Annotated in this window: 16 protein-coding genes and 1 pseudogene; 10 read left to right on the forward strand and 7 right to left on the reverse strand. The window is 75.0% G+C overall.

Annotated features, from left to right (window positions below):
- Entirely contained in the window at positions 1-1,668 is a 1,668-nt protein-coding gene (locus tag UQW22_RS08545) for a glycosyl hydrolase family 18 protein (RefSeq protein WP_407320491.1), read from the forward strand.
- Between the two features lie 74 nt (positions 1,669-1,742).
- Here UQW22_RS08545 and UQW22_RS08550 read toward each other — a convergent pair whose 3' ends face one another.
- The gene (locus tag UQW22_RS08550; protein ID WP_407320492.1) at positions 1,743-2,840 is read right to left on the reverse strand and encodes an LPXTG cell wall anchor domain-containing protein; all 1,098 of its coding nucleotides are present in this window, start codon (positions 2,838-2,840) and stop codon (positions 1,743-1,745) included.
- A gap of 128 nt (positions 2,841-2,968) precedes the next feature.
- Positions 2,969-4,840, reverse strand: a complete 1,872-nt coding sequence (locus tag UQW22_RS08555; RefSeq protein WP_407320493.1) for a DUF4012 domain-containing protein — start codon at positions 4,838-4,840, stop codon at positions 2,969-2,971.
- A gap of 192 nt (positions 4,841-5,032) precedes the next feature.
- Between UQW22_RS08555 and UQW22_RS08560 the strand changes: the two genes are divergently transcribed.
- The 3 genes from UQW22_RS08560 to UQW22_RS08570 are packed head-to-tail and all read left to right on the forward strand — an operon-like array spanning position 5,033 to position 7,633.
- Entirely contained in the window at positions 5,033-5,662 is a 630-nt protein-coding gene (locus UQW22_RS08560; protein WP_407320494.1) for an RNA polymerase sigma factor, read from the forward strand.
- A gap of 46 nt (positions 5,663-5,708) precedes the next feature.
- On the forward strand, positions 5,709-7,139 hold the full coding sequence (locus UQW22_RS08565) for a hypothetical protein (RefSeq protein ID WP_407320496.1): 1,431 nt from the start codon (positions 5,709-5,711) through the stop codon (positions 7,137-7,139).
- Positions 7,140-7,189: 50 nt separating this feature from the next.
- Positions 7,190-7,633, forward strand: coding sequence for an OsmC family peroxiredoxin (locus tag UQW22_RS08570; RefSeq protein ID WP_407320498.1), 444 nt, complete (start codon positions 7,190-7,192; stop codon positions 7,631-7,633).
- 200 nt (positions 7,634-7,833) lie between these two features.
- Here the strand turns inward: UQW22_RS08570 and UQW22_RS08575 are convergent, their stop codons facing one another.
- Positions 7,834-8,949, reverse strand: a complete 1,116-nt coding sequence (locus UQW22_RS08575) for an NAD-dependent epimerase/dehydratase family protein (RefSeq protein ID WP_407320499.1) — start codon at positions 8,947-8,949, stop codon at positions 7,834-7,836.
- A 285-nt stretch (positions 8,950-9,234) separates the two neighbouring features.
- On the opposite strand from UQW22_RS08575, the gene UQW22_RS08580 reads away from it, so the two are divergent.
- Positions 9,235-12,132 (forward strand): FAD-binding and (Fe-S)-binding domain-containing protein, encoded by a 2,898-nt coding sequence (locus UQW22_RS08580; RefSeq protein ID WP_407320755.1) that lies wholly within the window; start codon positions 9,235-9,237, stop codon positions 12,130-12,132.
- 136 nt (positions 12,133-12,268) lie between these two features.
- On the forward strand, positions 12,269-12,874 hold the full coding sequence (locus UQW22_RS08585) for a nitroreductase family protein (RefSeq protein ID WP_407320500.1): 606 nt from the start codon (positions 12,269-12,271) through the stop codon (positions 12,872-12,874).
- Positions 12,875-12,876: 2 nt separating this feature from the next.
- Here the strand turns inward: UQW22_RS08585 and UQW22_RS08590 are convergent, their stop codons facing one another.
- Positions 12,877-14,334: a PLP-dependent aminotransferase family protein gene (locus tag UQW22_RS08590; RefSeq protein WP_407320501.1), complete on the reverse strand. Its 1,458-nt coding sequence runs from the start codon at positions 14,332-14,334 to the stop codon at positions 12,877-12,879.
- Positions 14,335-14,414: 80 nt separating this feature from the next.
- Between UQW22_RS08590 and UQW22_RS08595 the strand changes: the two genes are divergently transcribed.
- Positions 14,415-15,398 carry an aldo/keto reductase gene (locus UQW22_RS08595; RefSeq protein WP_407320503.1) on the forward strand — a complete coding sequence of 328 codons (984 nt, stop codon included), beginning with the start codon at positions 14,415-14,417 and terminating at the stop codon, positions 15,396-15,398.
- A gap of 74 nt (positions 15,399-15,472) precedes the next feature.
- Positions 15,473-15,607, forward strand: a pseudogene (locus UQW22_RS08600) (aldo/keto reductase); the annotation flags it as partial.
- A 223-nt stretch (positions 15,608-15,830) separates the two neighbouring features.
- Here UQW22_RS08600 and cofC read toward each other — a convergent pair.
- Both cofC and cofD read right to left on the reverse strand, forming a co-directional pair.
- The gene (gene cofC, locus UQW22_RS08605) at positions 15,831-16,526 is read right to left on the reverse strand and encodes a 2-phospho-L-lactate guanylyltransferase (RefSeq protein WP_407320504.1); all 696 of its coding nucleotides are present in this window, start codon (positions 16,524-16,526) and stop codon (positions 15,831-15,833) included.
- Entirely contained in the window at positions 16,523-17,482 is a 960-nt protein-coding gene (cofD, locus tag UQW22_RS08610) for a 2-phospho-L-lactate transferase (RefSeq protein ID WP_407320506.1), read from the reverse strand. Before cofD ends, cofC begins: the two co-directional genes overlap by 4 nt.
- Before the next feature lie 50 nt (positions 17,483-17,532).
- On the opposite strand from cofD, the gene UQW22_RS08615 reads away from it, so the two are divergent.
- A complete protein-coding gene (locus UQW22_RS08615; RefSeq protein WP_407320508.1) occupies positions 17,533-17,853 on the forward strand; it encodes an MTH1187 family thiamine-binding protein in 321 nt (106 codons plus the stop codon).
- 106 nt (positions 17,854-17,959) lie between these two features.
- Positions 17,960-19,750, forward strand: a complete 1,791-nt coding sequence (locus UQW22_RS08620; RefSeq protein WP_407320509.1) for a hypothetical protein — start codon at positions 17,960-17,962, stop codon at positions 19,748-19,750.
- A 69-nt stretch (positions 19,751-19,819) separates the two neighbouring features.
- Here the strand turns inward: UQW22_RS08620 and UQW22_RS08625 are convergent, their stop codons facing one another.
- Complete coding sequence (locus tag UQW22_RS08625; protein WP_407320511.1) at positions 19,820-20,779, reverse strand: zinc-binding dehydrogenase; 960 nt, start codon at positions 20,777-20,779, stop codon at positions 19,820-19,822.
- Positions 20,780-20,789: the final 10 nt, after the last annotated feature.

Raw genomic sequence — 20,789 nt, forward strand, 5'->3', positions numbered from 1 at the left:
ATGTCCAGAACAGCACGAGGAGGACGCCGCCTCACGGCGGCCCTCGCCGGGGCGGCCGTCGCGCTCGTCGGTGCCCTGGGCGCCGTCGCCGCGACCAGCGCGTCCGCAGCACCGACGTCGTCGGGCGACAGCGCGATCAACGGCTTCCGCAACGTCGGCTACTTCACGCAGTGGGGCGTCTACGGGCGCGACTTCCAGGTCAAGGACCTGGTGACGTCGGGCGCCGCCGAGCGCCTCACCCACATCAACTACTCCTTCGGCAACATCCACCACGAGAGCCTCGAGTGCTTCGTGGCCAACAAGGCGCAGGGCACCGGGCCGAACGGGTCCGACGGCGCGGGCGACGCCTGGGCGGACTACGGGATGGGCTACACGGCGGCGAACTCGGTGGCCGGCGTCGCCGACGCCTGGGACCAGCCGCTGGCCGGCTCGTTCAACCAGCTCAAGCAGCTCAAGGAGCTGCACCCGGACCTCAAGGTCATGCTGTCGATCGGTGGCTGGACCTGGTCGAAGAACTTCTCGCTCGCCGCGGCGACCCAGCAGTCGCGGGAGAAGTTCGTCTCGTCGTGCATCGACCTGTACCTCAAGGGCGACCTGCCCGTCATCGACGGGCGCGGCGGCCCGGGCGCCGCGGCCGGGGTGTTCGACGGGATCGACATCGACTGGGAGTGGCCTGGCACGCACAGCGGGCTCGAGGGCAACCACGTCGACGAGGAGAACGACGCCGAGAACTTCCGCCTGCTGCTCGCCGAGTTCCGTGAGCAGCTCGACGCCTACGGGGCACAGACGGGCGAGGACTACCTGCTCAGCGCGTTCCTGCCGGCCAACCCGGACGACATCGCCGCCGGAGGCTGGAACGACCCGCGGATCTTCGACTCGCTCGACTTCGGCAACGTCCAGGGCTACGACCTGCACGGCGCCTGGGACGCGGACCTGACGGGTCACCAGATCAACCTCTACGACGACCCGGCGGACACCCGTGAGCCGAGCCGCCAGTTCTCGGTGGACAAGGCCGTCCGGGAGTACGTCTCGGCCGGCGTGGACCCCGCACAGCTCGGCGTCGGCATGGCCATGTACGGCCGTGGCTGGCAGGGTGCCACCTCGGCCGACGCGTGGGGGCCGGCGACCGGTGCCGCGCCGGGCACGTGGGAGGCCGGCATCGAGGACTACGACGTGCTGAAGAACGTCGGTACCGAGCACTACGACGCCGCGTTGGGCGCCGCCTGGCGCTACGACGGCGACCAGTGGTGGTCGCTGGACACGCCGCAGACCGTGGCGCAGAAGTCCGCCTACATCCGGGACGAGGGTCTCGGCGGAGCCATGTGGTGGGACCTGTCCGGTGACGACGACGCCGAGCTGCTCGACGCCGTCGCGGGCGGGCTGTTCACCGGCCCGGCCGGCCCGGCCGGCCCGGTCGACCCCGGTACGCCGGACCCGGACCCGACGCCGGACCCCGACCCCACGCCGGACCCGACGCCGGACCCCGACCCGACCCCGGACCCGGACCCCGGCTGCGCGAGCACGCCCTGGGTCGCCGCCGACGTCTACACCGGGGGCGACGTCGTCTCCTGGGGCGGCAACGAGTGGCGGGCCCAGTGGTGGACGACGGGCGAGGAGCCCGGCACCACGGGTGAGTGGGGCGTGTGGAGGGACCTCGGCGCCTGCTGACCCCACGCGGAAGGCCCGGCCCCTCGACGACAGGTCGAGGGGCCGGGCCTTCCGGCTGCTCCGGGCGCGACGTCTCAGTCGGCGTCCGCGGACCGGTGGCGACGGCGCACCACGAGGACGATCCCGGCACCCACGACGAGGAGCCCGGCGGCCGCCGCGAGCAGGCCCAGCACCTCGGCGCCCGTGTTCGGCAGGAACGTGGGCGGCGCAGCGCCGGTGGTGGACGGCGGCGGTTCCGCGCCGCTGCCGGGCGGCGGGGCGTCCTGGTCGACACAGCCGTCCGTGTCCGTCGGGAAGGTGACCGGCACGGTCACCTCCGGGTTGACGGAGAAGGTGACGTCCACGGTGCCCACGGCCCAGCCGAAGTCACGTGTGTTCTGCCACATGTTGTTCACGAGCTCCCAGCCGTCGTCGGGCGACAGCTCGACGAACCGCTCCGGGTAGGCGCCGGGCCACAGCACGCGGCCGCGCAGCGGCTGGTCGCTGTGGACGAAGTCGTCGCCGTCGGCGTTGTGCCACGTGAGCGTCACCTCGGACTCCGGGACACCGTCCACGGTGACCCCGTAGTCCAGGTAGGTCACGCCCTCGACGCACACGGGGGTGAGGGTGTCGACCTCGATCGACGGTTCCTCCGAGCCCGGCGGGTTCGCGTCGCAGTCGGGCGAGGACGGCGGGTATCCGACGGTCCTGCTGACCGTCGGGTTCACCTCGACCAGGATCTCGACCGAGGGGCGCACCCAGTCCCACTGGTCGCCGACGACCCACTCGCCGTCCACGAGGCTCCAACCCGGCCAGTCCACCGGCTCGCCCGCGCCGTCGACCTCGGCGCCGGGCCACAGCACGCGGCCCGACAGGGGCTGGTCCGCGAGGACGTAGTCGTCGCCCGACGGGTTCACGAACGTGATCGTCGCGGTCTCGGGCGGAGGTTCGACGCCGGTGACCACGGCGTCGTAGCGGAGGTATGGCACGTCGCCGTCGCAGATCGGCTCGAGGATGTCGAGCTCGAGCCCCTCCTCGGGCTCCTCCACGTACCCCGACGCGCTCGGGCTGGGCTCCGCGCCCGGGGCGTCCTCCGTGTCGGCGACCGCGAGCGACGCGCCGCCGAGCACGACGGCGGCGCTCAGCCCGACCGCCGTCAGTGCGCGTCGCCGCGCGCGTGGTCCCGAAGTCATGGGTCCGTCCCCTTTGGTGGTCGCCGTCCGCAGGCGGTGGCCTGCCCTCTCGTTGCTCCATTCACGCTAGCCACGGCGCGTCGCGGCGGGGAGAGCGGGCACGGGTGAAAGCGGGCGGACGGCCGATTTCACCCGCAGAACGGCACGTCGAAGACGTGCAGGCCGGACGTGCTCGCGGTCGGCGTGGACCACACCTCCAGCGTGCCGGGGGCCCCGGCACCCGCACCGTGCGCCGCCGCGGCCGACGACGGCACGGTGATCTCGAACGTCGTCGTACGTCCAGGGCGGAGCGTCACGGGCACAGCGGTGTTCTCCCGCCCGCCCACGGAGTACGTCGAGCCGCCGACGGCGTCGCCGTCCTGGGTCAGCGTGGGGGCGGGCCCGTCCCGCACGCCCGCCGCCGACAGGTTGACCTGGATGTCTACGCGGCGCCGGGCGTCCTCCGGACCGGCGACGTAGAAGGGGAGGTCGCGGGCGGCGGCCCGGTCGAGCGTGCTCGTCAGCGTCACCTCCACCGTGTCGTGGCGGACGTCGCCCGTGCAGACGGACGACGTCGCCGCGACCTCCACGTCCAGGTAGGCGGTCATCTTCCCCGCCCGTGTGTCGTCGAGGAACACGCCGACCGCGTCCGCCGCCCGGTCGGCACCGAACGTCCCGGCGATCAGGGTGCCGGTCAGCAGCTCCTGCTCGGCCGGCTGCGGCGACCACACCAGGAACCGGTGCTGCTGGGCCGCCCGCTCGAAGGCGGGCAGGATGGCGCCGGGCTCCAGGTCGCCGGCCATGAGCGAGTCGAAGACCGCTGCGGCGACCGCCGCGAACAGGGCGTCGGCCTCCTCCGGCCGCAGCGTGTCGTACACGCGACGCAGGAGCAGGTCCACCACGTTCTCGGAGCCCACCTCGAGGGTGTCTCGTCCGACGGCGGCAGCGACCTCCGGGGGCAGCGGGACCTCGACCGGGCCGGTGACCTCGAGGAGGAACGACAGCGCGACCGGGTCGGTGGCCACCACGCCGTCGACGTCGTCGCCCTGGTCGCGGGACCACATCTCGGCGGCGATCTCGCCGGTCGTGGGGAACTCCGGGGTGGCCGTCACGTCCTGCACGAACCGTCCCAGGCGCTCGGAGTACGCCGCCTCGACCTCGGGGTCGAGGGGGACCACGGGCTCGTCGAACGGCCCGACGTCGCCGGTCGAGGCCTGCTCCTCGACCGTGACCCGGCCGTCCTCGACGGACAGCAGCGTCAGCGCGCCGACGATCCCGCCGGCGGCGCGCAGCTCGGCGTTGTTCACACCGAGCAGGAGGTACTGGCGGGGCCCGTCCGCGCCCAGCATCGGTGGCAGGAGCGACGTCGCACGCTCGGCCGTCGCGGTCAGTCCGGCCAGGGTGTCCAGGCGGGACTCGAGCGTCACCAGGGGGTCGACGAGCTCGGGACGGACGCGGCTCGGGTCGATGTCGTCGAGGTCGGCCCGCGCGGCGTCGAGGGTCTCGCGGGCGTCGGCCACCGGTGCCGCCACCGCCGTCAGCGACGAGAGGCCGACACCGCCCCCGTCGGTCCGGCTGATCGCCGCCCCGGCGTCCGCGGTCGACGCCAGCGCGGGCAGGACGTCGGCGGCGACGTCGTCGAGCGCCGCGGCCACCGACTGCACTGCGTCGACCGACGGCCCGATCACCGGCAGGTACGCCGCGAGGGTCCACAGCACCCCGTCGGTGGCGTCGCGTGCGGTCGCCGTCTGCTCCTGCAGGACGGCCAGCTCCGGGGAGCCCGTCAGGGAGCCGACGGACCCGTCGAGGAGACCGTCGCGCAGGGCCTGCTCGACGGTGGGGATCTGGTCGGCGGCCTCCTCCAGCGCGTCGCGGGCGACCAGGGCCTCACGGACCATGACGACGGCGGCGACGGCGGTGGCGACGACGAGCACCAGCATGCACAGCAGCACCCAGCGCAGGACGTGGCGGCGAGGACGTGCTGCCGACGGACCGGCCGTACCGCGGGTCTCGACGGTCATGTCCGCAGGCTACGTCGTCGGCTGCCCGCGGGGTGGGCCCGGGCGGGGTGAAACCGCTCGTGACGAGGGGCGACGAGGGTGCAAGGGTGGGGCCCGCCGCGACACAGTGCAGTTGACCGGCACGTCCGACGCCCCGATGGCCAGCAGGTGGTCAGCACGGTGCCGGGCCGACCACCGACCGCAGGAGGCCCTGTGACCCCCGACGAGGCGACCGAGCACGACGACGCCTGGTTCGACACGCTCTTCGCCGCGCACGCGGGCGCCGTCCACCGGTACTTCCTGCGACGGCTCCCCGGCGGGGACGGGTCCCGGGACGACGCCGAGGACCTCGCCGCCGAGGTGCTCGCCACCGCCTGGCGGCGACGCGTGGACGTCCCGCACGGCGCGGAGCTGCCCTGGCTCTACCGCACGGCGGGGTACGTGCTGGCCAACCATCGGCGCAAGCACCGCGCCCTGCCCGTCGCCGTCGTCCCCGACGAGCCGGACGACGTCGACCCCGCCGCGCTCGCCGTGGTCGACGACCGGGTCCGTGAGGCGCTGGCCCGGCTCTCGGCACGGGACCGGCGGATCCTGCTCCTGGTGGCGTGGGACGGGCTCGGCGGGGAGGACCTCGCCGAGGTCCTGGGCGTCTCCCGCGGCGGGGCCGACGCGGCGCTGAGCCGGGCGAGGGTGAGGCTGCGTGACGCGTGGGCCGCCACCGACGAGGCCGCCACCGACGAGGCCGCCACCGACGAGGCACCTCCCGATCGTCCGGCGGCCGGTGGCGACGGCGTCGGGCGGGACGCGCAGGAGCTGGACGGCACGCAAGGTCGCGGCCGGTGACGACACAGGAAGGGTGCCAGACCAGGAGCGCCCCGAGGAGGCCGTGATGAACACCGAGGACGAGGCCTACGAGCGGCTCGTCGCCGCCGATCCCGCGGCCGGCACCGCCTCGCGTCCGGAGGTGCTCCGGGCCAAGACCGACACGCACGCCGACGAGGCGTCGTCGGCCACGTCGTCGGCCACGGACGGCACCGCGGAGACGGACCCGCTCCGCGCCGGTTCCCGGCCGGACGACGACCTGTCCTCCCGCCGGGCGCGCCCCCGGGCGACGTGGCTGGTCGCCGCCGCTGTGGTCGGTGCCCTGGCGATCGGGGGCGGCGGGTACGCGCTCGGCAGCTCGGGGGCCGGCACGACGACGGCGGGCGGCGAGGCCGCCGATGACGCGCTGCCGCCGATCACCCTGGGCGACGTCCGCGGTGGCGCGGAGGGTGCACAGGACGCGGCGGGGGCAGCCGACGGCGAGGCGCTGGCACGTACGGAGTCGGGCGACGACGCGGCGACGGCGGACGTCGCGCTGCCGGGCTGGTACGAGGGCCGGTCCGTGTTCAGCGCGAGCGGGCTCTCCGCCGAGGCGGGCACCGCGACGGCGTACGCCTACGACGCCCGCGACGTCGGTACCCAGGAGGCGGCCGCGCGGCTGGCCGAGACGCTCGGGGTGTCCGGTGAGACCCGCTGGGAGTGGGGGGCGTGGAACGTGGGTCCGCGCGACGGCGACGGGCCGAGCGTCTGGCTCTCCGCGGACGGCACCGGGACCTTCAGCTTCAACGACCCGGCGGCCGACCCGTGGCGCTGCGCGGACGAGCCGGTCGAGACGATGGAGCGTGAGGACACGGGCGACGGGCAGGACATGATCGAGCCGGCGCCCTGCGATGCGCCGGGCGACCCGCAGCTCTCCCCGCAGGACGCGATCGACGAGGTGCGAGCCCTCATGGAGCGACTCGACGTCGACCCGGACGGGTTCGCGTTCGAGGCGCCCGACGACGGCGGCGAGGGCGCGGTGTGGGTGAGCGCCCAGCAGGAGGTCGACGGCCAGGAGACGGGGACGACCTGGAGCGCGACCGTCGGCGACGAGGGCATCGCGTGGCTCGACGGGTTCCTCGCTCAGACGGTCCCGCTCGGCGACTACCCGGTGGTGAGCCCTGCCGACGCGGTCGAGCGGCTCGGTGACCCGCGGTTCGGCGGGTCCTCGTGGCCGGTCGCCTACGCGGCCGAGTCGGAGGCGATGCTGGAGGAGAGGTGGGCCGAGGAGGACGGGAGCGAGCCGACCCCTCCGCCCGCACCACCGGCGTCGGGCGACGCCCTGCCGTGGCCGGTGTCCGAGGTGACGATCACGGAGGCGCGGCTGGGCCTCACCCGGCACCACGACGCGAGCGGGTCGGTGCTGCTGCTGCCCGCCTACGAGCTGAGCGACGCCGCGGGGAACACCTGGTCGGTGCTCGCCGTGGCGGAGGAGGGTCTGGACACGACCTCGTCGTGAGGGCGAGGTACGGTCGGGACGTCCCTGCCGTACCCCGCGAAGGAGCTTCCATGTCTACTCGTACCGCCCGCACCGCCTGGAACGGCACCCTGCAGGAGGGGACCGGCCAGACGGAGCTGACCAGCTCGGGCGCCGGCACGTTCGAGGTCTCGTTCCCGCGCCGCACGGCCGACTCCGCCGAAGGCGTCACGAGCCCCGAGGAGCTGATCGCCGCGGCGCACACCTCTTGCTTCGCGATGGCGTTCTCGGGCGAGCTCGGCAACGCCGGCGCCACGCCCGAGCAGGTGGAGGTCTCCGCCGACGTCACGCTGAGCCCCGACCCCGCCGGCGGGCTGAAGATCTCGAAGATCGCGCTCAGCGTGCGCGGCTACGCCGCGGGCACCGACGAGGCGGGCTTCCGCAAGGCCGCCGAGGCCGCGAAGGCCGGCTGCCCGGTCTCGAAGGCGCTGGGCGCCGTCGAGGACATCACCCTCGACGTCAGCTACGAGGGCTGACCCGGAGCGAGCTGGCGAGTGCAGGGGTCGGCCCGACCAGCACGTACGAGGGCTGACCCGGAGCGAGCTGGCGAGTGCAGGGGTCGGCCCGACCAGCACGTACGAGGGCTGACCCGGAGCGAGCTGGCCCCAGCTGTGGGTATGAGATCTACAGTTCTCGATGGTGGAGAGTCGTCGATCTCATACCCACAGCGGACGGGCTACTTGCTGAGCGGCGGGGTGTCGGCGTGCGTACCGTCGAGCACCCCGCCGAGCACGTCGAGCAGCACCTCGTCCTGCGTCCGGGTCGGCTGCCACCGCAGCACGTCCCGGGCGCGGGCGGCGTCCATGACGATGTTCGCGGCGGCCATGTCGAGCCAGCCGGCGTCGATCGGGACGAGCCGTGCCCGCGACGCCAGGTCCAGCCCGCGTCGCAGGAGACCGACGGGCAGATCGAGGACCCGGCCGTCGGCGAGCAGGTCCGCGAGGTCCTGACCGGTCAGCGCCCCGTCCGGCGCGAGGTTGAACGCCCCGCGGTGGCGGCCGACGACGGCGGCCCGGACGGCGCTCGCGGTGTCGTCCGGGTGCAGCACCTGCAGGCGGACGCCGGCCGGGAACGGCACCAGCGGGAACATCGGGGGCTCGGCGGGCGCGGGAGGCTCGTCGGCCTGCCAGCCGCGGAGCAGACCGCTCGCGACCTGGCCGACCGGTCCGGCCGCCACCTTGAGCCCCAGGCGACCGACCGGTCCGAGGAAGTAGCGGCCGATCTCGGCGCCCGCCTCCCGCTGCAGCATGATCGCGGGCCGCAACCGTGTCACGGTCAGCCAGGGCTCGCGGGCCTCGACCTCGTCGAGGAGCTGCTCGACCTCGGCCTTGTCGAGGGCGTAGGACGAGCCGGGAACACCGCGGGTGGGCCAGTCCTCGTCGACGGCATGCCCGTCGGCCGGTCCGGGGGAGTACACCCCGGAGGCTGACATGAACAGCAGGTGCGGCACCCGGTGGCGGAGGACGGCGTCGACCACCGCGCGGGTGCCGTCGACGTTGACGTGGTGCAGCACGTCGGGCTCGCGGGCCGGCTGGATCGCCCAGACCAGGTGGATGACGACGTCGGCCCCGGCCACCGCCCGGTCGAGCTGCTGGGCGACGGCGCCCTCGGCCGCGAGGTCGGCCCGCACCCACTCGGCCGTGTCGAACGGCGGGGTCACGGTGCTGCTGCCGTCGGTGCGGGGCACCCGGCGGGCGACCCCGACGACCGACGTCACCACCGGTTCCGCGGCGAGCGCACGCAGCACGGACATCCCGACGTTCCCGGTGGCTCCCACGACGACGACGCGCATGTCCCGACGCTATCGGTGGTGAGGGCAGGACGCGCGGGCACGGCGGCGGTGACTCGCGCGTCGGGGTGGTCGTTGCCGCGGCCCCGTGGCGAGCGGTGGCACAATCGCTCCGTGTCTGCCCAGTCGACGACCACACCCTCCGGCCACCACTCGTCAGCGGACGGCGCGCCCTCCGCGGCGGACGAGCGGGCGGCGGCGCTCGCCGCGCAGCGGGAGGCCGAGCGCGAGGCGCAGCAGGCGGCCGCCGAGGCGCGGGAGGCGGTGGCCACCGCGCTGCGGACGGTGATGGCCGGCACGGTCGACACGACCACGCGCCGTCGGGCCGAGTACTCCACGGACGCCTCGAACTACCGGGTCGTGCCCGACGTCGTAGCCTTCCCCACGTCGACGGACGACGTCGTGGCCGCGCTGGAGGTGCTGCGCGAGCTCGGGGTGCCGGTGACGGCCCGGGGGGCCGGGACGTCGGTCGCCGGGAACTCGGTGGGGCCGGGGGTCGTGCTGGACCTCGCGCAGCACCTGACCACCATCCACGACGTCGACCCGGAGTCGCGCACCGCCGTCGTCGAGCCGGGCGTGATCATGTCGGCGCTGCAGCGCGAGGCGGCGCCGCACGCGCTGCGGTTCGGCCCCGACCCCTCGACGCAGAACCGGGCGACGCTCGGCGGCATGATCGGCAACAACGCGTGCGGTCCGCACGCCGTGGCGTACGGCCGCACGGCGGACAACGTGGTGTCGCTCGACGTGGTGGACGGGCGCGGGCGCCGCTTCACCGCCGGCCGGGGCGACCCGACGTTCGCGGCCGTTCCGGGCCTCGCGGAGCTCGTGCGCGAGAACCTCGCGCTCATCCGTACCGAGTTCGGGCGGTTCGGCCGCCAGGTGTCCGGGTACTCGCTGGAGCACCTGCTGCCGGAGAACGGCTCGGACCTCGCCAAGATGCTCGTCGGGACGGAGGGCACGCTCGTCACCGTGCTCGGCGCCACCCTGGAGCTGGTGCCGACGCCGCAGGCGCCCACGCTGGTGGTGCTCGGCTACCCGGACATGCCCGCCGCGGCCGACGACGTCCCCGTGCTGCTGCGGCACGACCCGCTCGCGATCGAGGGGCTCGACGCCCGCCTGGTCGACGTGGTGCGCCGCGCCCACGGGGTGGACTCGGTGCCGGACCTCCCGGACGGTGCGGGCTGGCTGATGATCGAGGTCGGCGGCACGTCGCCGGGCGAGGCGCGCGAGATCGCCGAGATGATCGTCGGCGCCTCGTCCGCGACCGGTGCGGCGATCTACCCGGCGGGTCCCGACGCGACGAAGATGTGGCGGATCCGGGCCGACGGCGCGGGGCTCGCGGGACGCACCCCGGCGGGCGAGCAGGCGTGGCCCGGCTGGGAGGACTCGGCGGTCCCGCCCGAGAAGCTCGGCGACTACCTGCGCGACCTGGACGCGCTCATGGCGCGCTACGGCGTCGACGGACTGCCGTACGGGCACTTCGGCGACGGCTGCATGCACCTGCGGATCGACATCCCGCTGGAGGCGTCCGGCTCGGTGCTGCGCACGTTCATGATCGAGGCGGCCGAGCTCGTCGCGAAGTACGGCGGGTCGCTGTCCGGCGAGCACGGCGACGGCCGCGCCCGCTCCGAGCTGCTGCCCGTCATGTACTCGCCCGAGGCGATCGCGCTGCTGGAGCAGGTCAAGGCGCTCTTCGACCCGGACGACGTGCTCAACCCGGGCGTCGTCGTGCGGCCCGCCGCCGTGGACGCCGACCTGCGCCGGCCCGCGGCGCAGGCCGTGCCGTCGACCGCACCGATCGGGGAACGTGGGCTGCTGGGCTCCGGGACCCTGCGGGGCGTTGCGCGGCACGCGGGCTATGCGGGTTTTGCGTTCCCCCACGACCACCACGACCTGACGACGGCGGTGCACCGCTGCGTGGGGGTCGGCAAGTGCCGCGCCGACAACACGGCCGCCGGCGGGTTCATGTGCCCGAGCTACCTGGCGACGAAGGACGAGAAGGACGTGACGCGGGGCCGGGCGCGCGTGCTGCAGGAGGCGGTCAACGGCTCGCTGGTGGGTGGTCTCACGGCGCCCGAGGTGCGTGAGTCCCTCGACCTGTGCCTGAGCTGCAAGGCGTGCTCGTCCGACTGCCCGGCCGGCGTCGACATGGCCCAGTACAAGTCCGAGGTGCTGCACCGGACGTACAAGGGGCGGCTGCGGCCCGTGGACCACTACGCGCTGGGCTGGCTGCCGCGCTGGGCGCGCCTGGCGGGCCTGGCCCCCCGGGCGATCAACAGGCTGCTGTCCGTCGACTGGGTCCGCCGGGCCGTCCTGTGGGGCGGCGGCATGGACACCCGGCGGGAGATGCCCCGATTCGCCGAGCTGCCGTTCCGCACCTGGTGGCGCCGCGGGTACGCGACGCACGGTGTGCCCGGCCTGGCGCACCGCGAGCTGCCGGGCAGGCCGGCCCCGGCGACCCGGCCGAAGGTCGTGCTGTGGACCGACTCGTTCAGCGACTCGCTCTCGCCGTCGGTGCCCCAGGCCGCGGTGAAGGTTCTCGACGCGGCCGGCTACGACGTCGTCGTCCCCGACAAGCAGGCCTGCTGCGGGCTCACGTGGATCTCCACCGGCCAGCTCGACGGTGCCCGGCGCCGGTTGAGCGACCTGCTGGCCGTGCTCGGGCCGTACGCGGTGAACGGCATCCCGATCCTGGGACTGGAGCCGTCCTGCACGGCCGTGCTGCGCTCCGACCTGCTCGACCTGTTCCCGGACGACCCGCGCGCCACTGCGGTGGCGGGCGCCACCAAGACCCTCGCGGAGCTGCTGACCGACCCGGCGACGGCACCCGCCGAGGACTCCGGCTGGGAGGTGCCGGACCTCAGCGACGTCACCGCCGTCGTGCAGCCGCACTGCCACCAGCACTCCGTGATGGGCTTCGCGGCCGACCGGTCGCTGCTGGCCGACGCCGGGGCGACCGTGACCGAGCTGGCAGGCTGCTGCGGGCTGGCCGGCAACTTCGGCATGCAGAAGGGCCACTACGACGTGTCGGTCGCCGTCGCGGAGAACGCCCTGCTCCCGGCGTTGCGGGAGCAGGGCGAGGGCGAGGAGTTCATCGCCGACGGGTTCTCCTGCCGCACCCAGGCCGTCCAGCTCGAGGGTGTCGAGGGCAAGGCGCTGGTGGAGGTCCTGGCCGAGCGCCTCTGAGCTCCCGCGACCTGTCAGGACGTGGCCCGGGTCCACCGCGACGTGGGTCTGACAGCTCGCAGCCTCGTGGAGTTGTCAGAATGAGGTGCAGGTATACCGGTGCGTGGTTCTGACAGCTCGGGGAGGCATCGTTCGCATGGAGTTCCGTGACGTGGTCCGACGGCGGCGCATGGTCCGCCGCTTCGGCGGCGAGCCGGTCGCCCCCGAGCTGGTGGACCGGCTGCTCGACCACGCCGTGCGCGCCCCGAGCGCCGGGTTCACGCAGGGCTGGTCGTTCCTGGTGCTGACCACGGACGCCGAGCGGGAGCGGTTCTGGGCGGCGGCGACGCCGCCGGACTCCGCCCGCGACATGTCGGCCTGGCTCGCCGGGATGCGGACCGCCCCGGTGCTGATCGTGGTCCTGACGTCCCGGGACGCGTACGTGGGCCGGTACGCGGAGCCGGACAAGGGGTGGACCGACCGGGACGAGGCCCGCTGGCCCGTGCCGTACTGGCACGTCGACGCCGGCATGGCCTCCCTGCTCGTGCTGCAGACGTGCGTGGACGAGGGGCTCGGCGCCTGCTTCTTCGGGATCGACGCCGGCCGTCTCGGGGCCTTCCGGGACGCGTTCGGGGTGCCGGCGGAGTGGGCACCCACCGGTGTGGTCGCCGTCGGGCACCCGGTGGCCGGGGGTGCGAAGGGGTCGCCGGCACGCCGGCAGCGCAAGGCGACGGGCGACGTCGTGCACCACGGGCGATGGTGAGCTCAGACGCACTCCGCCAACCGGGACACCGCCTCGTCGAGCCGGGCGTCGACGAGGTTGCCGTAGCCGAGCACCAGCGTCCGGGACCGTGCCGCGGGACGGGCCTGGTACCGGCGCAGGTCCACCAGCCCGACGTCGTGGGCCGCGGCGGTGCGGACCACCTCCGCGGCGTCCGGATCCCGCTCCGTGCCGTCGTCGGGCAGCTCCAGCAGGGCGTGCAGGCCGGCGGCCATGCCGTGCAGGCGCGCGGCGGGCAGCAGATGCCCGACGGCGGTCGCCAGCGCATCGTGCCGGCGCCGGTACCGGCTGCGCGCGGCGCGCAGGTGCCGGTCGTAGCCGCCGTCGTGGAGGAAGCTGGTGAGGGCGAGCTGGTCGATCGCCGAGGGCCCCGGCAGGGGGCCTCCCACCTCGGCGAGGGCGGGCCGCCACCGCGCGGGCACCACCATCCAGCCGATCCCGAACGCCGGTGACATCGTCTTGCTCACGGACCCGAGCAGCACCACCCGCTCCGGGTCCAGGCGCTGCAGTGCGGCCACGGGGCGCCGGTCGTAGCGGAACTCGGCGTCGTAGTCGTCCTCGACGACCAGCCCGTCCACCGACCGCGCCCAGTCGAGCACGGCCTCGCGGCGGCCGCCGGACAGGGCCACCCCGGTGGGGAACTGGTGGGCGGGGGTGAGCAGCGCCGCTCGGGCGCCGGTGCGGGCGGCGGCACCCGCGAGCGCCTCCACGTCGACCCCGTGGGCGTCGACCGGCACGGGCACGGGTTCCAGGCCTGCCCGGTGCGCGACGTCGCGCAGCACCGGCCAGGACGGGTCCTCGACCAGGAGGTGCGTGTGCCCGGCGGACCGCAGGGCGGCGGCGACGCGGCCCATCGCGTCGGTGGCCCCGCGCGTGACGACGACGGCCGTGTCCGGGGCGTCGACAGTCCGTGCGCGCCGCAGGTAGGCCGCCACGGCGGTCCGCGCGGCGGGGTGCCCGGCGGCGGGCGGGGCCGACAGGTCGGCGCTGCTCGCGCTGGCCACGGCGTCCCGGGCGGCGCGCAGCCAGGCGTCGCGGGGGACGTGCCGCAGGTCGGGGACCCCGGGGCGCAGGTCGAACCTGGGCCGCGGGGGCAACGGCGGGACCGCGCCGGGTGCCGGGGGCGCCACGTCGCGGGGGGCGGACGAGGAGTCGTGGTGTGAGCCCGGTGCCGCCGTGCGGGCCACGCGGGTCCCCGCGCCGACGCGTGCCTCGAGCACACCCTCGGCGACGAGCTGGCCGTACGCCTCGGTGACGACCCACCGCGAGACGCCGAGCGCGTCGGCGAGACGACGGCTGGCGGGCAGCGCAGCGCCCGCCGGGACCCGACCGGAACCGACGGCGTCGCGCAATGCGCGCTCGAGGCGAACCACGCGGGGACCGGCGCCGGCCTCGAGGTCGAGCAGGGTCTCCCACGCCAGATTGGTCTGGTCGACGGCCATGACATTGGACCGTACACCCGGGCCGATCTGCGCCTAGCGTCGACGGTGTCATCCCGACACCGTCATCCCACGGAGAGACCATGCGCTATCGCACGCTCAGCAACGGCTCGACCTCTTTCGAGGTGAGCACCCTGTGCCTCGGCACCATGTGGTTCGGCACCCGGACCGACGAGACCACCGCCCGCGCGATCCTCGACCGGTACGTCGAGGCCGGAGGCACCTTCCTGGACACCGCCAACAACTACAACGCCTGGGTCGGGAGCCACGGCCGCGACAGCGAGGACGTGATCGGCCGGTGGCTCGCCGACCGCGGGACCCGTGACCAGGTGCGGATCGCCACCAAGGTCGGCGCGGCGAAGAAGGACCCGAAACTGCCGCTGCAGAACGTCGAGCCCACCAACTTCCAGGGCCTCGGTGCCCGGACCGTCGTGCGCGAGGTCGCCACGAGCCTGCGCCACCTCGGCATCGATCACCTCGACGTCTGCTACGGGCACGTCGACGACCACGCCACCCCGCTCGCCGAGACCGTCGGCGCGTTCGGCAAGCTCCAGGCCGAGGGGCTGGTCGGCATCTCCGGGATCTCCAACGTGGCGCTGCACCGCCTCGTCGAGGCGCGCGAGGAAGCGGACCGGCAGGGCGTCGCCCCCTACGGTCTGGTGCAGCAGCAGCGCACCTACCCCTACCCGCGCCCCGACGTCGGCCGGCACAGCTGGGCGTCCGCCGAGATGCTCGACTACGCCAGGCAGGTCACCGCGGACGGCCGCGCCCCGCTCGCCGTCGCCGCGTACTCCCCGCTCATGCAGGGTGCGCTGGTCCGCGACGACAGGCCGCTGTGGGACAGTTTCGACCACCCCACCACCCACGAACGGTTACGGGTCCTGCGAGAGGTCGCGGACGAGCTCGGCGCGACCCCGAACCAGGTGGTGCTCGCGTGGCTGCTCGGCGGCGAGGTCCCCGTGATCCCCGTCGTCGGCGCGAGCAGCGTGGAACAGCTCGACGAGCTGCTGGGCGCCGCCGACCTGGACCTCGACCCGGAGCTGCGCGCCCGGCTCGACGCCGTCTGAACCGACACCACCGAACGGAGAACACCACGCGCTACCGCACCATCGGCACGGGGGACCGCGCGAGCGAGGTGTCCATGCTGTGCCTGGGCACCGTGAACTACGGGACCCTCGTGGACCCGGCCACGTCGGAGGCGATCCTCGACCGGTTCGTCGAGGCCGGCGGGACGTTCCTCGACACCGCGAACAACTATGCGATCTGGAACGGCGGTCACGGCCGCGACAGCGAGGACCTCCTGGGCGGCTGGCTGGCCTCGCGGGGCCTGCGTGACCCCGCGAGGCGCACGAGAGCCTGCGCCACCTCGGCATCGAGCAGATCGACGTGCTCTACGGCCACGTGGACGACCGGGCCACCTCGCTCGCCGAGACCGTCGGCGCGGTGCACCTCGACCTGCCGGACGAGGTCCGCACCCGGCTCGACGCGGCCTGAGGACGCTACCGCGCGGCCAGCGGGTGCCCGACGGCGGCACCCACGCGGGCGCGGATCTCGGCCGGCAGCTCGGCCCAGTCGTCGATCGTGTCCAGGTCGGCGGTGGTGCCGGGTCGCCGCACGACGGCGGAGGTCAGGCCGTGCGTGGCGGCCTCCGCCTCGTGCGCGGCCCGCGAGCCGGGACCGAACCGGAACCGCAGGTCCGGCGGGTCGAGGGGCACGGCCAGCAGGTTCGTGCCGGTCCCGTGCCGGTCGGTGGCGACGGCGACGTCCGCCGGGTCGGCCAGGAGCGCCCGGACGTCGTCGGTGCCCAGTCGCGGCAGATCGGCGTGCACCACGAGCATCCGGTCGGCGCCGAGGTCCCGGAGGTGCGAGCGGGCATGGTGGAGGGCGCCGTCGAGGCCCGGCTGGTCGGGCGGCTCCGCGATCACCTCGGCAGCTCGGGTCGGGGGCCCGGACCGCGGACCGGACGAGCTGCCGGGCAGATCGGTCAGCACCTCCTCGACGAACGGCACGTCCGCCGTCACCACGACGACCCCTGCCAGCCGTCCGCCCGCGGCCGGGGAGGCGAGCACCTCCAGGACGTGCCGGGCGAGCGCGACGACTAGCCGCCGTCGGGCCCCCGGGTCCAGGGTGGCCGCGAGCCGAGACTTGCCCGAGACGCCGTCCCGCAGCGGGACGACGGCGACCGTGCCCGTCATCGCGGCCCGACGGTGGCGAGCAGCTCACGGGCGAGGCGCTCGCGGCCCGCGGGCCCGCGCATGATCGTGTCGGTGACGATCACGTCGAGGCCGAGGTCCTCGACCGGTCCGGCCAGCGCGGCGTCGGCGTCGTCGATCACCATCGTGTCCACGACACCGGCGTACAGGCGGGCCACACCGAGCGCCGAGACCTCGTGCCCGAGGGTCTCGAGGACCTGTGCCGCCGGCCCCTTGACCGCCTGCCCGCCCACGATCGGGCTCACGGCCACCCGGCGGGCCGGCGAGGTCCGCACGGCGTCGCGCACTCCGGCCACACCGAGCACCGGCTCCACCGACAGGAACGGGTTCGACGGCGCCACCACCAGCAGGTCGGGGCCGGTCACGGCGTCGAGCACCCCGGGCGCCGGGCGCGCCGACCCGATGCCGTCGAAGGTCAGGCCCAGCACGGCGTCCGCGTGCTGGCGGCGCACGAAGTACTCCTGGAAGGCCAGCGTGCCCGACGGCGTCGACACCCGGGTGCGCAGCGGGTCGTCCGTGACGGGGAGCAGCCGGGCGCGCACGCCCAGGGCGGCCGTCAGCGCGGCGGTCACCTCGCTCAGCGGGACGCCCTCGCGTAGGCGCGCCGTGCGCACCACGTGCGTCGCCAGGTCCTTGTCCCCGAGGGTGAACCACGTGTCCTCGCCGAGCCGCTCCAGCTGTGCCAGCGTCGCGTACGACTCGTCCGTCAGCCCCCAGCCGCGCTCCTCGTCGTTCAGCCGCGCGAGCGTGTACATGACGGTGTCCAGGTCGGGCGAGACGTGCAGCCCGTGGCGCTCGGTGTCGTCGCCCACGTTCACCACGCAGGTCAGGCCGCCGCCGTCCGCCGGGGCACCGCCGTCGGGGAGCGCCAGCGCGAAGCCGTGCGCGAGCCGGGCGCCGCCGACGCCACCGGCCAGGACCGTCACCGAAGTACTCACGACCTGAGCCTAAGCGCCCTGGACGGGCGAGGTGGAGGCATGATGAGCGCATGGCTGTCTTCGCGTTCTCCGTGTCCCCCCTCGGCGCCGGCGAGTCCGTCGCGGGCCCCGTCGCCGAAGCCGTGCGCATCGTGCGGGAGTCCGGGCTGCCGCACCGGACCACGTCGATGTTCACCGAGGTCGAGGGCGAGTGGGACGAGGTGATGCCGGTGATCCAGCGGGCCACCGAGGCGGTCGGCGCGGGCGGCCACCGGGTCTCGCTCGTCCTCAAGGCGGACATCCGCCCGGGGTTCACCGGCCAGCTCGACGCCAAGGTCCGCAGGGTCGAGGAAGCCCTCGCGGCGGACGAGGAGCAGGCCGGGCACGCGTGACCCCGGTCACCCCACCTGGGGTGTTGCAGGTCACGGCACGACTCGCCGTAGGCTATGCCGCACACGGCACGGGGCCGTGTGCAGCAACCGGGGAGAAGTCAGCGCGATGCCACTGTTCGAGGTCGACGCCAGCAGGCCGCTCCTCGTGCAGTCCGGGCGCACGCCGGGCGGCGGCGAGCCGGGCCTCGGGACGACGGCGCACCGCGTCGTGGACTCGCACATCGACGGTCTCCTCGGGGAGCAGATCTTCCCCGTCGCGCAGGGCGTCGGGCCGGACGAGCCGCACCTGCTGGCCCTCGACGCCACCGGGTCCCCCGTCGTCGTCGAGCTGGTCGCCGAGCTCGACCGGCCGGCGCTGACCCGTGCGCTCGACCACGCCGGGTGGGCCGGGCGGCTCACCCGGGGCGAGCTGGCCTCGCGGTACCACGGTGGCCCGAACGCGTTCCAGCGTGACGTCGCGTCGTTCTACGACTCGGTCCCCATCACCCGTTCCCAGCCGGGGCGTTCCAGCGCGCGGCTCATCGTCATCTGCCAGGAGGCCGGCGAGGAGATCCTCAACGCCGTCGACTTCCTGCGCCAGCCGACCATGCCGGTCGAGGTGCTGAAGATGGGCGTGGTCCACAGCCAGGACGGCCGCCGGTTCGTGGACGTCTCGCCGTTGGTGATCCACCCGGCCTCCACGCCGACGGCGCCGCGCCTGTCCGGTGCCGCGCCCGCGGAGGAGCGTCGCGGGGCCCCGGCGGCGAACGACACCGAGCCGGAGTCGTTCGCCGAGGGCGTCAAGGTCGGCATCGCGCTCACCGGGAAGCACCCGGCGGTCGCGCAGCCCGGGGGCGCGAGCACGTCCGGCACGGTGCACGAGAGCGCTCCCGCTCCGGCCCGGCCGGCGACCCCGACCCGCGCCGCGCGCACCCGCGCCGACGACGCCCGCGCCGAGGCCGCCCGGGACACGGCCGAGCAGCCGCGCACGCGGTCCGGACGGCGGACGGCGGCCGGTGCCGGCAGCCTCTCGCTCCCCGCCGTCCGGACCGACGTCCCGCCGGTCCCCGCGCCGCCCGCCGACCCGCCGTCCGCCGGCCCCGCGCCCGTGCCTGCACCGGCGTGGACCGCGGCGGAGGCGACGCCGCCGGCTCCGGCGCCGGCACCGGAGCGCTCCCGCCGTCGCTCGCGGACGGACCGGTTCACGCGGCCCCAGCAGCCGACGCCCGACCTCGCGGCGTTCACCGCGGCGTCCGCGGGCTCGGCGGAGGACCTCGACCTCGCCGAGCTGGCCCGACGGACCACCACCTCGGCCGCGAGCACCGACACCCCCGGGCTCGGCGAGGACTTCGCGCGGTACACCGCCCCCGCGCTCGACCTCCCGCCTGCGCCGGCCCCGCCCCCACCGCCCGCGCCCCACCGGGAGCCGGCGCCGTGGGACCCGCCGGTGCAGCGGTGGGACGACCCGCTGAACGACCCGGCACCGTACGGCTCGACACAGTGGGAGCCGTCGACGCCGTCGAGCTGGACGAACGCGTCCGACGACCTCCCGCGCCTCGAGGTCCCGCCGCTCGAGGCGCCGTCGTACACGCCCCCGCCCGAGCGGAGCCTCTACGACACGGCCGAGCGGGCTCCGGTGATGCTCGACGACGAGGTCGACGGGGACCTCATCGCCCTGGCCTCGACCCTGCACCAGCCCACCCTGCTCGTGTGGTCGCGCCCGCGGCGACGCCAGCACTTCGAGGCGGTCCTGCACCCCGACGGCGTCATCGAGCTGGCCGACGGCTCGCGGTTCCAGCACCCGGACCATGCCGCGTCGGCCGCCTGCGGCACCCTGACCGACGACGGGTGGAACGTCTGGCACCTGGGACCCGGCGGGCCGTCGCTCCTGGACGCCTACCGCGCCCGGTTCGCCTGAGCTGACGCGTTCGACCGCGTTCGTCGGACCCGGTTCCTTCGCCGGAGCCGGTCCGCGAGGCGCCACCCGTCAGGGGACGACGACGATCTTGCCCGTCTGCTCACCGGCCGCAATCCGCGCGAGCCCGGCGGCGACGTCGGGCAGCGACACCTCGGAGTCGACGACCGGCCGCACGCCGGTCCGCGCGCAGAACCGCAGCAGCGCCGTGAGGTCCTCCCGGGAGCCCATCGTGACGCCCTGCACCCGGATCTCGGAGAAGAACACCCGCGTCAGCTCGGCCGGCGGTGCGTCACCGCTGGTCGCCCCGCAGACCACGACGACCCCGCCGGGGCGCACCGATCGCACCGAGTGCGCCCAGGTCGCCTGCCCGACGGACTCGACGACGGCGTCCACCCGGGCGGGCAGCCGTTCCCCGGGGGCGACGGCGTGCGCGGCACCGAGCGCCAGAGCACGGTCGCGCTTCGCCTCGTCGCGGGACGTGGCCGTGACCTCGAGGCCCGCGGCGGCGCCCAGCACGATCGCGGCGGTGGCGACGCCGCCGCCGACCCCCTGGACGAGCACCCGGTCGCCCGGCCGCAGCGACGCCGCGCCGAAGAGCATCCGGTAGGCCGTGAGCCACGCCGTCGGCAGGCAGGCGGCCTCCGCGAAGGTCAGCTCCGGCGGCTTGGGCACGAGGTTGGCCGTGGGGACGGAGACCTGTTCCGCGAGGGTCCCCGGGTAGCGCTCGGAGAGCAGCGACCGGCGCTCGTGAGGCCCGACGCCGTGGCCGTCAGCACCGATCACCCCGTGGACGACGACCTCGGTGCCGTCGGGGGTGACGCCGGCCGCGTCCGTGCCGAGGATCATCGGGAGCTGCTCCTCGCGCAGTCCGATGCCGCGCAGCGACCACAGGTCGTGGTGGTTGAGGCTGGCGGCGCGGACGTCGACGGTGGTCCAGTGCTCCCGCGCGGCCGGTGCCGGCCGGTCGGAGACCTCCAGGCCCTCGAGGGGGCCGTCGGGGGAGAAGCGGGCGACGGTGGCAGCGAGCATGGTCCCAACC

Source organism: Isoptericola halotolerans (genome assembly GCF_045689585.1).
In the GTDB taxonomy this organism is placed as follows: Bacteria; Actinomycetota; Actinomycetes; order Actinomycetales; family Cellulomonadaceae; genus Isoptericola; species Isoptericola halotolerans_B.